This is a genomic window from Kitasatospora sp. NPDC056531 (assembly GCF_042794375.1).
Lineage (GTDB): Bacteria > Actinomycetota > Actinomycetes > Streptomycetales > Streptomycetaceae > Kitasatospora.
This window is the reverse complement of the sequence record NZ_JBHTTU010000026.1, coordinates 54687-68699: the sequence shown is the minus strand read 5'-3', so window position 1 is coordinate 68699 and position 14013 is coordinate 54687. Positions and strand designations below refer to the sequence as shown.

Annotated in this window: 9 protein-coding genes and 1 pseudogene; 7 read left to right on the top strand and 3 right to left on the bottom strand. The window is 69.2% G+C overall.

From position 1 onward, the window contains the following. Positions 1–101: 101 nt before the first annotated feature. The gene (locus ACFQ87_RS22260; RefSeq protein WP_380612534.1) at positions 102–1655 is read right to left on the bottom strand and encodes an alpha-L-arabinofuranosidase B; all 1554 of its coding nucleotides are present in this window, start codon (positions 1653–1655) and stop codon (positions 102–104) included. Positions 1656–2222: 567 nt separating this feature from the next. Here ACFQ87_RS22260 and ACFQ87_RS22255 point away from each other — a divergent pair. After that, positions 2223–2468, top strand: coding sequence for a beta-L-arabinofuranosidase domain-containing protein (locus ACFQ87_RS22255; protein ID WP_380612533.1), 246 nt, complete (start codon positions 2223–2225; stop codon positions 2466–2468). Between the two features lie 32 nt (positions 2469–2500). Here ACFQ87_RS22255 and ACFQ87_RS22250 read toward each other — a convergent pair. Then, positions 2501–2707 (bottom strand): annotated as a pseudogene (locus ACFQ87_RS22250) (glycoside hydrolase family 3 C-terminal domain-containing protein); the annotation flags it as partial. A gap of 513 nt (positions 2708–3220) precedes the next feature. Here ACFQ87_RS22250 and ACFQ87_RS22245 point away from each other — a divergent pair. Further along, positions 3221–5446 carry an alpha-L-fucosidase gene (locus tag ACFQ87_RS22245; RefSeq protein ID WP_380612562.1) on the top strand — a complete coding sequence of 742 codons (2226 nt, stop codon included), beginning with the start codon at positions 3221–3223 and terminating at the stop codon, positions 5444–5446. Positions 5447–5527: 81 nt separating this feature from the next. Here ACFQ87_RS22245 and ACFQ87_RS22240 read toward each other — a convergent pair whose 3' ends face one another. After that, positions 5528–6559 (bottom strand): LacI family DNA-binding transcriptional regulator, encoded by a 1032-nt coding sequence (locus ACFQ87_RS22240; RefSeq protein WP_380612532.1) that lies wholly within the window; start codon positions 6557–6559, stop codon positions 5528–5530. 307 nt (positions 6560–6866) lie between these two features. Between ACFQ87_RS22240 and ACFQ87_RS22235 the strand changes: the two genes are divergently transcribed. The 5 genes from ACFQ87_RS22235 to ACFQ87_RS22215 all read left to right on the top strand — a co-directional run bounded on the left by ACFQ87_RS22235 (position 6867) and on the right by ACFQ87_RS22215 (position 13666). Continuing rightward, positions 6867–8108 carry an extracellular solute-binding protein gene (locus tag ACFQ87_RS22235; protein WP_380612531.1) on the top strand — a complete coding sequence of 414 codons (1242 nt, stop codon included), beginning with the start codon at positions 6867–6869 and terminating at the stop codon, positions 8106–8108. A gap of 39 nt (positions 8109–8147) precedes the next feature. Further along, positions 8148–9062, top strand: coding sequence for a carbohydrate ABC transporter permease (locus ACFQ87_RS22230; RefSeq protein WP_380612530.1), 915 nt, complete (start codon positions 8148–8150; stop codon positions 9060–9062). Continuing rightward, complete coding sequence (locus ACFQ87_RS22225) at positions 9059–9889, top strand: carbohydrate ABC transporter permease (protein ID WP_380612529.1); 831 nt, start codon at positions 9059–9061, stop codon at positions 9887–9889. The genes ACFQ87_RS22230 and ACFQ87_RS22225 overlap by 4 nt, the downstream gene beginning before the upstream one ends. 52 nt (positions 9890–9941) lie before the next feature. After that, complete coding sequence (locus ACFQ87_RS22220; RefSeq protein ID WP_380612528.1) at positions 9942–11720, top strand: amylo-alpha-1,6-glucosidase; 1779 nt, start codon at positions 9942–9944, stop codon at positions 11718–11720. 101 nt (positions 11721–11821) lie between these two features. Then, positions 11822–13666 (top strand): RICIN domain-containing protein, encoded by a 1845-nt coding sequence (locus ACFQ87_RS22215; RefSeq protein WP_380612527.1) that lies wholly within the window; start codon positions 11822–11824, stop codon positions 13664–13666. The last annotated feature ends 347 nt before the right edge of the window (positions 13667–14013 follow it).

The following is a 14013-nucleotide window of genomic DNA, read 5'->3' as shown; positions in this document are numbered from 1 at the left end:
ACCACCCCTCCCCCCCCCGTGGGGGAGGGGGGGGGAGGGGGGGGGGGGGGGGGGGCGCCCCCCCCCCTCCCTCCCCCCCCCCCACCGCCGAGCGGCTCGGGTCAGCTCCAGGGCTGGGCGACCAGCCAGCTGGTGTCGGCAGCCCAACTGGCGCTGCTGTCCCAGGCGTTGCTTCCGCCGTTGCTGGCGACGTAGACCACGAAGTTGTAGTGGCGCAGGTACTTCGTCGGGTAGTTCATCGACCGGAGGGAAGTGCCCGTCCCGCTGTTGCCTGCGGTGGGGCAGAAAGTGGCGTCCTGGGCGAACAGGCTTCCCCCATCGTCCGCGCTGAGGTGGAGCGCGTAGTTGTAGTGCCGGAGGAACTGACCGGACTTGTCGACCGACTCGAAGGTGAGGCAGGAGCTGTTCGCCAGTCCGGCGCGGACGACCCAGGTGGCGTCGGCCTTGAGGGCCGACGAACTCGAGGAACTGACGGCCGAGATGGCGACCTTGTCGTCCGCGTCGTCGTGGGTGAGGTAGTCGCCGGTGCAGCACGCGGTGGTGGCTCGCAGCGACACGCGCGAACCCGGGGTGAGCGTGCCGGTGCCGGTGGCGGCGCTGCTGTAGCCGGCGGCGGCGATGTTGGCCTGGACGGCGTTCTCGGTGCTGTCCGAGGGGTAGCCGGAGGTCATCACGCCTTCGTAGAAGGTACCCGCCGAGCCCTTACTGTTGTCGCCGCCGATGCCGAGGATGATCGCGCCCTCCTTGTGCATCGGGTTGTAGCCCGATGCGTTGGGCCGCACCCCGCTGTAGTACGTGGACAGCCCGGCCGCCTGAGCGTTGCCCGCCCGGATCGCCCACTGGTTCGGCGCGCCCTTGACGATCGCGGTCAGGAAGCGGTCGCTGACACTCGGGTCGTTGGCGTTGAAGCGGGTGTTCACGCCGGAGAACAGGCCGTTCTCCAGGTCGGCCATCACCCACGGGCCGTTGCCAGTGCCGTAGCCCCAGACCTTGATGTTGCCGAAGTAGACGGCCTCCATGTGACCGTTGCCGGTGTCATTGCTGCTGGTCTCGGCGTTGCCGTAGTCGAAGCAGCAGCCGCCGTTGTAGTGCGTGCCGTCCAGGACCGCGTACATGCCCTCCGGCTGGTCGCCGACGGCGATTCCGTTGGTGTGGTTGTTCCGGTAGCCGGTGCCGGGGGCCACGTAGACGCCGTACGCCTTGTGGCCGGCGACCGTGACCGGCGCCTCGACCGCGTTGGCCAGGTTGTCCGGCCCGCCGGCCGCACCGCCGGCGGGCGCCTGGGTGAGGTGGTTGCCCTTGCCCGACTGGTCGTAGATGACCGTGATCACGCAGCTGCTGCCGGCGCAGAAGTCGTCCTGCGCGGCGGCGTTGGCGTACCCGCCCGCGCTCAGCACGCCGATGTCCCTCGTGGCGCCGTCCGTGCTGCGCTTGACCTGGTAGAGCGCACCGCCGTACGAGCCGTACAGCGCCCGCGTGGTGCTGTGCGCCGCCACACAGGGCGTGCCGCCGGCGGAGTAGATGTCGCACGGACCCTGGGTGGCCGCCTGCGAGGTGGTGGCGGTACCGGTCAGTACACCGGCAGTGAGGGCGGCCGTCAGAGCGGCCCAGAGAACGGTCTTCCGGGCACGGCGGATTAACCGATGGTAGGTCATGGAAGCTCCTGCACGGGCGAGGGAAAGAGAGCTAACTTGTTAGCGCTCACAATCTGCAACTGCGAGCGAGGGCAGACTGGGGCCCTGAGGGGGGTAGGCGGCCCACGTCAAGCGACTCCCCACTATCACCATCCGTCGACACGCCGTCAAGACATCCGACACGGGCAACTATGCAGCTCTGTCACGCCTCTGGACGGGATAGTACGGACGCCGGGCCTATAAACGTGACACCCGTCGAAAGGTCGGATTTCGCACTCTCTGTGCCCCGGCTGTCCTTCGACGTCACTTCTACCACTCGCTCACCCACCCGGCCGTCCCGTCTCCGTCTCCCGATTTTTGTTAGCGCTAACAGACTTGGCGTGGCCTCCTCCCCCACCCGGAAGGAACAGATCCCGCGATGTCGCCCGCTCCCCTGAACCGCCGCAGCCTGCTTAAGGCCACCGGCGCGCTGCCTCTCGCACCGGCCGTCGGACTCGGCCTCGCCCGGCCGCCGCCGAGGCGGCCGAAGCCGTCGACTCCTCGACGCAGCCCTTCGACCTCGGCCAGATCCGGCTCTGCGCGGGCCGGTTGCGCGACAACCAGGACCGCACCCTGGCGCACCTGCGTTTCGTCGACGTCGACCGCCTGCTGTACAACTTCCGCGCGAACCACCGGCTGTCCACCAACGCCGCTACCGCGACCGGAGGTTGGGACGCGCCGTCGTTCCCCTTCCGGACCCACGTGCAGGGGCACTTCCTCAGCGCCTGGGCCCAGGCGTACGCGGGAACGGGCGACACCGTCTGCCGCGACAAGGCCGTCTACATGGTGGCCTAGCTCGCCAAGTGCCAGGCCGGCAACGCCGTCCCGAACTTGCTGTAGCCGAGCCCGTGTCCGAAGCCGAAGGCTGCTGTCGGGTCGGTACTGGAGACGTCGCCGGCCTGCGCCAGCCGGGCCGCCAGGTAGGTGGACGGCTGGACGGCGGGGTGCGTGGGGATGGAGACCGGCAGCCGCCCGGACGGGTTGACCCGCCCGCTCAGCACGCCGGCGACCACTGCCGGGGTGCCGGCCTCGCCGTCCGAGGCCGACAGCGGCAGCTTCACCAGGAAGCAGCAGCCGACGGAAGCCCGCGACCGGCAGCCCTGACCCGATCTCACCTCGAAACGGAGATCACCTCACGAACCGCCCTCTCAGAAGGGTCCACCATCCGGGGCGACAGCACAGCAGGACATCCTATGTTTAAGAGGCCCACTGGGCGACCGAGTCTTTGCTTGCCCCACAACCGTCCGAACTCCTGTCAGAAACCTGGACAGTCGCGCGGATGAGCTCTATACATTCATCCTATGTCTCTCCTCTGCTGTGACAGGGACATGCCTTTGCATCATCGCAAGGGATGGTGGGGTCCATCCGACTGGTTCGCCGCGGTCTCGTCCGCCCAGGCAGCGGCTGGATCCTCTCCGTCTTCGCACCGCCATCGGTGTCCGACTCCCTTTCTGGCCACACCGGGCTGGGTCCGGGACGTCCTGGCAAGCGGTCGGCACCGGCGATCACACCCACCCATCGGTGAGGGGAGACCTCGCGTGATCCAGATGAACAGACGCCGGTTCCTGACGGCCGCCACAGGCGTCGTGGCGGCCGCGGTCGCAGGCAGTGCGTTGGGGGCCGGAACCGCCGGGGCGGCGACCGCGTACACCCCGAGCTGGGGCTCGGTGGACCAGCACCCGGCGGCCCCGGAGTGGTTCCGGGACGCCAAGTTCGGCATCTACCATCACTGGGGGGCGTTCAGCGTCCCTGCCTACGACAACGAGTGGTACCCGCGCAACATGTACGTCGGCGGGAGCAACGCCAACAAACACCACGTCGCCACCTTCGGCGACCCGTCGGCGTGGCCGTTCCAAAACTTCATCAACGGCGCCAACGACCTCAACGGCAGCTTCACCAAGTTCATGCCGAAGCTGAAGTCCGCCGGCGGCAACTTCGACCCCGACGAGTGGGCGCAGCTGTTCGCCGACGCCGGAGCCCGGTTCGCCGGCCCGGTCGCCGAGCACCACGACGGCTTCTCGATGTGGAACAGTGCGGCCAACGAGTGGAATTCGGCCGCCAAGGGCCCGCAGCTCAACCTGCTGAAGCTGTTCGCCGACGCCATCCGGGCCAAGGGCCTCAAGCTGCTGGTGGCCATGCACCACGCGTACAACTTCAACGGCTACTACGACCACGTGCCGACGCAGTCCGACCCGAGCCTGAAGAAGCTGTACGGACAGCTGGGCCGCACGGCCGAGAACCAGCTGTGGTACGACAAGCTCAAGGAGGTCATCGACCTCGCCCAGCCGGACATCCTCTGGCAGGACTTCAAGCTCGACGCCATCGACGAGGCGCAGCGGCTCAACTTCCTCTCGTACTACTACAACCAGGCCGACTCCTGGGGCCGCGAGGTCGTCGCCACCTACAAGGACGGCTTCGACGGCCACGGCCAGGGCGAGGTCTTCGACTTCGAGCGGGGCGGCCCGGCCGACATCACCGCGCCGTACTGGCTCACCGACGACAGCATCTCCAGCTCCAGTTGGTGCTACACCGCCGGCATCGGCTACTACAGCACCCAGCAACTGCTGCACTCGCTGATCGACCGGGTCAGCAAGAACGGCAACATGGTGCTCAACATCGCGCCGATGGCCGACGGCACCATTCCCCAGGCGCAGAAGGACGTCCTCCTCGGGATCGGCGACCACCTGCGCCGCTTCGGGGAGTCGATCTACTCCACCCGGGCCTGGACCGCGTACGGCGAGGGCCCGACCAAGATGGGTGGCGGCTCCTTCACCACCCCGAAGGCCGGCAACGCCCAGGACATCCGGTTCACCCGGAACAAGGCGGGCACCGTCCTGTACGCGACCGTGCTCGGCTGGCCGGGCAGCGGACTGACCATCTCGACGCTCAACTCCGCCCGAATCAACGTCGGTTCGCTCACCTCGGCGCAGCTGCTCGACTCGACCGCCGGCAGCTACGTCAACCTGCCCGCGCCGACCCAGGACTCCGCCGGGCTGCATCTGACCCTGCCGTCGTCCTCGGCGCCGTTCTCCGCCCTGGCGTACGTGGTGAAGCTGAGCTTCTCCGGCCGGATCCCGCCCCTGCAGCCCCTCGCCGGCGCCGTGGTCCACCAGGACGTCCAGTACTCCGGCGGCTCCGCGGTGCTCAGCCTCGGCAACTACACCGCCGACCAGCTGGTGCGGGCCGGACTGTCGAGCCTCAGCCTGTCCTCGCTGCGGCTCGCGCCCGGCTACCAGATCGTCGGCTACTCCGGTGACAACTTCACCGGTACCGCGTGGACCTTCACCGCCGACAACCCCGATCTGCGGGTGACCGGCAACAACGACGCGGTCGCCTCGTTGAAGGTGCAGTTCAATCCGGGGACCTGGTTCCGGCTCACCAACGTCACCGACGGACTGGTACTGGACAGCGGCGGTGGCGTCCCCAGCGGGGCCGACCTCAAGCAATGGACCTGGAACGGCAGCAACAACCTGCAGTGGCAGGCCGTCGAGCTCGGCAACGGCTACTACAAACTGGTCAACCGCACCAACGGCACGGTCGCCGACGGGTGGGGCGCCACCGCGAACGGTTCCGTCGCCCAGCAGGCGGCCTGGAACGGCGGTACCAACCAGCAGTGGCAGATCACCCACCGCGGCGACGGCCGGTACTGGATCACCAACCGCACCACCGGCCTCGCCCTCGACGGCGGGGGTGACGTCGCCTCCGGCTCCGTCACCAAGCAGTGGGCCGTGAACGGCAGTACCAACCTGCAGTGGACCTTCACCGCAGTCTGATCGGAACGGGAACGACAGGGCGTCGGAACGGTCGACCCGCCGAGCGCCCTGTCGTTCCCGTCGTTCCGTCAGAGCGGTCGATCACCGCGGGGCGCCCCCGGGCAGGGCGGTGGCCGGACCGGTGCTGGCGCGCAGCGAGATGGGCGGGGTGAGCAGGATGTGGCGCGGCGGGGTCTCGGGGGCGGCGATGCGCTCGACGAGGAGTTCCACGGCCTGGGTGCCCATCTGCTGGGCGGGGACGTCGGCAGAAGTGAGCGGTGGACGGAAGTCCTCGGCCCACTGGGCCGCGGCGACTCCGGCGACGGACACGTCGCGGGGCACGTGCAGCCCGGCGTCCTCGAGGGCATGCCATATCCCGGACAGCGCGGCCTCGTTGAGGGTGGCGATGCCGGTCACCTCCGGGTGCTCCGCGCGGATGCGCTCGATGACGGCGTGCCCGGAGGCGGTGTCATCGCCGCACAGGTACGCGTAGCCGGCGATGCCCCGCTCCGCAACTGCGGCCGCGAAGCCCTCGGCTGCCCGCAGGCCGGGGCCGTAGCCGCTCGCCACCAGCTCGGGCGAGCGGTTGATCAGGGCAACGGTCCGATGTCCGAGGTCGGCGAGGTGGTGGACGCAGCGGGCGATCAACGATGCGTAGTCGACGTCGATCCAGCACATGTCGTCGTCCCGGGCGGTGTGGCCGATGCCGACGAACGGCAGACCCGCCTTGCGCAGCCGGGTGACCCGGGCGTCCTCCAAGCGGATCTCCATGAGGATCACCCCGTCCACCCGGCGGCCTGAGATCAGGCGCTCGAAGGAACGGTCGTGGTCGCCGCCGGAGGGGGAGAGCAGCACGTCGAGGTCGGCCCGGGCGGCGGCTTCCACCACGCTGGCCACGAAGTCCAGCTGCATGTGGGTGAGGCGGGTACCGGCCGGGGGGACGACGAGCCCTAGGGTGCGGGTGCGGCCTTCCTTGAGGGCCCGGGCGGCGGCGTTCGGTCGGTAGTCGAGTTCGTCGATGACGTCCTGGATGCGCCTGCGGGTCGCATCCGACACGGCGCGCTTGCCACTCAGCGCGTAGGAGACCGTACTGCGCGACACGCCTGCCCGACGGGCGATCTCCCCGATGTTCATCGCTCTCCTGAAAGGGCACAGGACCGTTCGCGCGGTCGAATCGATTCGTTTGACGCTAGTGCGGTCGGCGTGGCCGGTCAAGCCGGGCGGTGCCGTTTCCAAAGGCTGGCGGCGTGCCGCGCGCCCCTGCAGGGAGTATTGACGGTCATCTTCCGCAGGCCTATGTTCGTCGAACCGATTCGCGGTATCGATTCGACAGGCCTCGGCTGGCCTCAACTCCCTTGGCCGATACCCCGGTTCGCGGAGCAGTCCGCCAGGCACTCCCGCCCACCGCAGCCAGCCACACCAGCTCGAAAGGGACGACCTCATGCCCAGATCCAGTGGACGGCGTCTGACCGTCGCTGTCCTGACCGCGGCCGCCCTCGCCGTCACCACCGCCGCCTGCTCCTCCGGTGGCGGCACCACCACCGGTGCGGCAGGCACCGGCACCTACACCATCTGGGACCCGTACCCGCAGTTCGACGCCGCATCCCCGTGGGCGAAGCTGCTGGACAGTTGCGGCAGCCAGGCCGGCGTGACGGTGAAGCGCACCACGTTCGACACCAGCGATCTGACCAACAAGGCGCTGCTCGCGGCCCAGCAGAACAACGCTCCCGACGTGCTCGTCGTCGACAACCCGGTGGTCTCCACCCTTGCGGAGGCGGGGGCGCTCACCAGCACCGACGTCAACAAGATCGACACCTCGGCAGCGGCACCGAACCTGCTGGCTGGCGGGCAGACGGGCGGCAGGACCTACGGCACGCCCATCGGCGCGAACACCCTGGCCCTGTACTACAACAAGGACGTCCTCACGGCCGCCGGGGTGGACATCTCGTCGGTCAAGGACTGGGCCTCCCTCACCGCTGCGCTGGCCAAGGTCAAGGCGGTCGGAAGGAAGGGCATCACCTTCTCGGCGATCGGCACGGAGGAGGGCAGCTTCCAGTTCCTGCCGTGGTTCTGGGGCTCCGGCGCGGAGCTCACCAAGCTGAACTCGCCCGAAGCGGCCTCCGCCCTGTCGCTGTGGACCGGTTGGCTGAAGAGCGGCTACGCCCCCAATTCGGTGCTGCAGAACACCCAGACCACCAGCTGGCAGGAGTTCGCCACCGGTCAGTACGCCTTCGCGGAGAACGGCACCTGGCAGCTGGCCAACGCGAAGAAGGCCGGCTTCGCCTACGGCGTCATCCCGGTCCCGGCAAGCAACGGCGGCACCGCCGCCGCCCCCACCGGCGGGGAGTTCGTCACCGTCCCGGTGCAGGCCAAGACCGACCGCTACTCCGTCTCCCAGAAGATCGTCACCTGTCTGACCAGCGCCGACAGCTCCTTCACCACCGACCAGACGCTGTCCTACATCGCGCCGACCGAGGCCGTTCAGTCCAAGCAGGTGGCCGCCGATGCCGAGCTGAAGTCCTGGGTGGACGCGGTCAAGGCCGCGAAGGGACGCACGAGCGACAACCTCGGGACGAAGTACCCCAAGATCTCCGAGCCCCTGTGGGGCGCCGTCCAGGCCGCCCTGAGCGGATCGAAGTCACCGCAGGACGCGCTTTCGGCAGCGCAGTCCGCCGTCCGCTAGCTCAAGGTCTCCACGAGCAAAAGGATCACAGGCCCGACCATGACCGACACGCCGCCGACGGCGCGCCGCCGACCCCGCTCCGGGCAGTGGGCGGCGTGGGGCTTCCTCACACCGGTGACCATCTACCTGGTCCTCTTCTACGCCTACCCGCTCTACCGCAACATCGACCTCAGCCTCAGGAACTACACGGTGCGCTCCTTCGTGCAGGGCGACGCGCCGTTCACCGGCCTGGCGAACTACCGGACGGTCGTGGACGACCCCACCTTCGTCCCCGCACTGCTCCACACCGTGCTCTTCACCACCGTCTCGCTCGCCTGTCAGTACTCCATCGGCCTGGCCCTGGCGGTTTTCTTCGTCCGCCACTTCCCGCTGTCGGCCACCCTGCGGGCGCTGTTCCTGGTGCCCTGGCTGCTGCCGCTGATCGTGTCCGGCTCCACCTGGGCGTGGATGCTCAACAGCGACTCGGGGGTGGTCAACGCCGCCCTGCACGCGGTCGGCATCGGCCCGGTGGACTGGCTCACCTCACCCACCTGGTCGCTGGTGTCGGTGACGGTCGCCAACATCTGGATCGGCGTCCCGTTCAACCTGGTGGTCCTCTACAGCGGGCTGCAGGCCGTCCCCGACAGCCTCTACGAGGCGGCGTCCCTCGACGGGGCCGGCGCCTGGCAGCGGTTCCGGCACATCACTTTCCCGTTGCTGCGGCCGGTGTCCGCGATCACCCTGCTGCTGGGCCTGATCTACACGCTCAAGGTCTTCGACATCATCTGGATCATGACCAAGGGCGGACCGAACGACTCCTCCACCACCTTGGCCACCTGGTCGTACCGCCTGGGCTTCGGCAACCTGCTGCCCGCCTTCGGCCCGGGCGCCGCGGTCGGCAACCTGCTGGTCCTCACCGCGCTGGCCTTCGGCCTGATCTACATCCGCCTCCAGCGAAGGCAGGACAGCGCATGACGGCACGACGACCCACCGGCTCCGCCTGGTGGAAGACGGCGATCGGGGTGCTGCTGACCGCGGCGATGCTCTTCCCGGTCTACTGGATGGTCAACGTCTCGTTCACCCGCGATCAGGACATGCGCAAGAGCCCGCCGAACCTGTTTCCCACCGGCGGCACCCTGGAGGGCTACCGCGCCGTCCTGGACCAACAACTGCCCTACCTCGGCACCAGCCTGGTCATCGGGCTCGGCACGGTCGTACTCACCGTGCTGCTCGCCGCACCCGCCGGGTACGCCCTGGCCAAACTGCGTCCGCGCGGCGGCGGGGTGCTCAGCTTCCTGCTGCTGGCCGCGCAGATGGTGCCGGGGATCATCATGGCGATGGGCTTCTACGCCATCTGTCTCAACCTGGGCATGCTGCAGTCCGTCCTGGGCCTGATCGTGGCCGACTCCACGCTCGCCGTCCCCTTCGCGGTCCTGATCTTCACCGCGTTCATGTCGGGCATCCCCGGCGAGCTCCTCCAGGCGGCGAAGACCGACGGCGCCGGCCACCTGCGGACTTTCTGGTCCATCGTGCTGCCGATGAGCCGCAACGCGGTGGTCACGGTCTCGCTGTTCGCCTTCCTGTGGGCCTGGTCGGACTTCGTCTTCGCCAGCACCCTCGACGGCGGCGGCACTCAGCAGCCGATCACGCTCGGCATCTACCACTACATAGGCAACAACAACCAGCAGTGGAACGCGATCATGGCCACCGCCGTGGTCGCCTCGCTGCCCGCCGCGCTCGTGCTGGTACTCGCCCAGCGGTATGTCGCCGCAGGGGTGACCGCCGGAGCCGTCAAGGACTGACGGCCCGCCCCGCAGACACCCCGCTCCTGTCACAGAAACGAGTCCCCTGTCCATGACCAAAGCCCGTACCAGCCAGGCCTTCCCCGTCGACGAGATCCCGTTCAGCACGTACGGGTCCTGGTTCTGCTTCTCACGCGTCGTTGCGCAGCACGCCCGCGCGAAGGACCTGCACCTGATCTCCCATCAGACCGGTCTCCACCCGATCCTGCGCCTGGTGCCCGTCGACGCGGCGACCCGCGCCGGGCTCGATGCCGCCCTCCTGGCGACACCCGGCATGCTCAGCTGGGATCACCCCACCAGCCGGATCGACCTGGCCTACCAGTCGCCCGACACCGTACGGCTTCGCGGCACCGGGGCGGCACTGCGGATCGAATCGGCCGCTCCGCAGCTCACCCCGTTCGGCGGCACCTACTTCTACCACGACCCGGTCGACGGCTCGTACGTCTTCACCAGCTACGAGACCGGACGCCGGTACCGGGTCACCCTGCTGCGCGGCCGAGTGGAGGAGGTCGTCGGCGCCCAGGTGCTGGGCAGCGCCGACCGCCGACTGGTGCTGGCGTGCGAGGCCGGTGCCGAGGAGGACTGGGAGGCGGCGATCGAGGAACTCGACAGCGCCCGTGCGCCGTTCACGGCGGCCTCGGGGTTCGACGCGGTCGCGGCCGCTGCGCAGCAGTCCTTCGCCGACTTCGTCGACGAGGTCGCGCCCTGGCGCTCGCCGGACACCCCGGCCGCCGAACTGGCCGCGTACGTGCTCTGGTCGGCTACCGTTCGGCCGGCCGGGTTCCTCGCCCGGCCCGCGGTACTGATGTCCAAGCACTGGATGGACAAGGTCTGGAGCTGGGACCACTGCTTCAACGCTCTCGCCCTCGCCGGGGGCCGCCCCTCGCTGGCCCGGGACCAGTTCTCGCTGCCCTTCGACCACCAGGACGAGACCGGCGCGCTCCCGGACTCCGTCACCCACTCCGAAGTGCTGTACAACTTCGTCAAACCACCGATCCACGGCTGGGCCATGCACAGCCTGCGCCGTCGCCTCCCCGAGCCGCCCTCGCACGAGGAGCTGGCCGCGATCCACGACCGGCTGGCGCGCTGGACCTCCTTCTGGCTGGAGAACCGACGCGCCCCCGGCAGCCGGCTGCCCCACTACCAGCACGGCAACGACAGCGGCTGGGACAACGCCACCGTCTTCGATCCGGCGCGGGTGGTCGTCACGGCTGACCTGGCCGCCTTCCTCGTCCTGCAGCTGCACGAACTCGCCGACCTGGCCACCGAACTGGGGTGGCACGACCAGGCCGCAGCCTGGCGCGGTACCGCCGCCGAGACCCAGAGCGCGATGATCGAGGAGCTGTGGAGCGGCGAGGGCTTCCTCGCCCGCGCCGCCGACGGCGACGACACCTGGACCAGCCGTAGCCTGCTGCACCTGATGCCCATCGTGCTGGGCGGCCACCTCCCCGAGGAGATCAGCGCCGTCCTCGCCCGCCGCATCGGGGAACGCCTCACGCCGTACGGGCTGGCGACCGAAGCTCCTGACTCCCCGCACTACCAGGATGACGGCTACTGGCGCGGCCCGATCTGGGCCCCCTCCACCGTCCTGATCGAGGACGGCCTGCGCCGCGCCGGGCACGTGGAACTGGCCGACGAGATCAGCACACGGTTCCGGGCGCTGTGCGAGGCCTCCGGGTTCGCCGAGAACTTCGACGCCCTCACCGGCGCCGGACTGCGCGACCGTGCGTACACCTGGACTGCCGCCGCCTACCTCCTCCTGGCGGAAGCCCACACCAATCGCCGCGAGCGCGCCCCGCTCACCGACCTCAGCGACACCCTGCCCCGCTGAGCCGTCCATGCCCGTCCCGGCGAGCCGTCGCCTGCGCCGGGACACCCCAGACTTCCCGGGCCGCCCCGGTCCGGGAGCCCCACCCACCATGGGAGAGCGCCATGCGCCTGACCCCCCTCGTGCGCACCCGCTCCGGAGCGGGTCGCAGAACAGCCACGCTGGCGGCGGCCCTGCTCGCCGCCGTCGGCGGCACCGTGCTGCCCGGCACCTCGGCCCATGCCGCCGACACCTCCGTCACCGTGGACTTCGCCACGGCCGGAGGCGCCCCCACGTACCATGCCTCCGGCATGATCTACGGGATGACGCCGAACGGCTCGCTGCCCCAGGACCACTTCTTCACCGACATCAAGTGGCACTTCATGCGGGCCGGCGGCGCCCAGCTCAACAAGGGCGGCTACGCCACCAGCCTCGCCGAATACCAGACCCGCTGGAACGCCACCCTGGCCCAGTACAAGCGCACCGCCGCCCTCGGCGGCACCTTCATCCTCCTGCCGCACGACCTCTGGGGCGCCGACAGCACCACCACCGTGGGCTGGCCCGGCGACAACGGCAACTGGACGCAGTTCGACAACTTCCTCCACCAGCTCTTCTCCGACGTCAAGGCCAACAGCATGACGGTTCAGTGGGACCTGTGGAACGAACCCGACGGCCGCGGCTTCTGGGGCGCCTCGCAGGCCCAGTACCTGCAGATGTGGTCCCGCTTCTATGCCGCCGTCCGGGCCGAGTTCCCCGGCCAGCTCATCGTCGGCCCCAGCATCGCCGGCCAGCCCACCTCCTCCAACGGCTGGTGGAACACCTACCTCGACTACGTCAAGACCAACCACGTCGCCCCGGACATCTACAGCTGGCACGACGAGCCCGCCGACCCCGTCCCCGGAGTCTCGAGCGCAAACTCCACCCTCGCCGCGCACGGCCTGACCAACACCCGCCCGTACCAGATCAACGAGTACGCGGCGCTCTCCCAGCAGACCTCGGGCGGCGGCGCCTGGTTCATGGGCCGCCTGGAGCGGGCCGGCTCCGACGGCCTGCGCGGCAACTGGGGCTCCGGCAACGCCCTGCACGACTACGAGGCGAACCTGCTGACCAAGAACAGCTCGGGCCAGTACCTGCCGCGCGGTGAGTGGTTCATGTACCGCTACTACGGCTCGCAGACCGGCAACATCGTCAACCTGGTTCCCGGCAACGGCATCGACGGCCTCGCCGCCAAGGACAACACCGCGGGCAACGCCAAGATCCTGCTCGGCTCCAACGGAAACACCGGCAACGTCACCGTCAACCTCACCGGCCTGGGCACCACCTCCGTCGTCCAGAACGGCCGTGTCCGCGCCGTCCTGCAGCGCGTCCCCGACGGCAACGCCGTCACCGGCCCGGTCACCGTCTCCGACACCAACCTGACCGTCGGCAACAACGCCGCCTCGGTGACCGTCCCCTACACCAACGCCAAGGACGGCTACACCCTCACCCTCCTCCCGCCGTCCAACACCACCATCTCCACCGTCGCCGTCAGCGCGAACAGCGGCCAGTGCCTGGACGACACCGACCTCAGCACCGCCAACGGCACCCAGTACCAGCAGTACACCTGCGAGGGCGGCTACCAGCAGATGCTCGACCTCAAGCCCGTCGCCGGAAAAGCCAGCACCTACACCGTCGTCAACGAACTCAGCGGAAAGTGCCTCGACGTCTTCAGCGCCTCCACCGCCGAAGGCGCAGCCATCGGCCAGTGGACCTGCAACAGCGGCACCAACCAGCAGTTCACCCTGCGCCCCGTCACCGCCCTCGGCAACAGCCAGGACTACCAGCTCGTCGCCGCCCACAGCGGCAAGTGCGTCGACGTCACCGCCATCTCCACCGCCCCCGGTGCCCTCATCCACCAGTGGACCTGCGACACCGGCAGCGTCCTGAGCACCAAGAAGAACCAGATCTGGCGACTCCAGGGCAAAGCCTGACAACCACCCGCCCGAGCACAGCGGGCCGCCCACGGGCGGCCCACTCCGTGTCGGCACGTCAAACCGCGGCGCGCACGTCTGGCAGGGCGACGGCCACGGCACACCTGAGCTGGGATGAGGCGCTTTCGGTAGTGCGGCCGTCACACGGCCGAACCCGATCGTCCATAACGTCTCGTCATGGCCGACATATTCGACTCGTACACGACAGCGGACGCGTGGGACGAGATGTTCGAGCGTCCCGGGGTGGTGCGGCCGGCCTACGAGGCCGGGTTCGCCGCCCTTAGCCCGCTGGACTCCCCCGAACTGCGGTACCGCACCGACCAGATGGCCCGTGCCTTCACGGATCG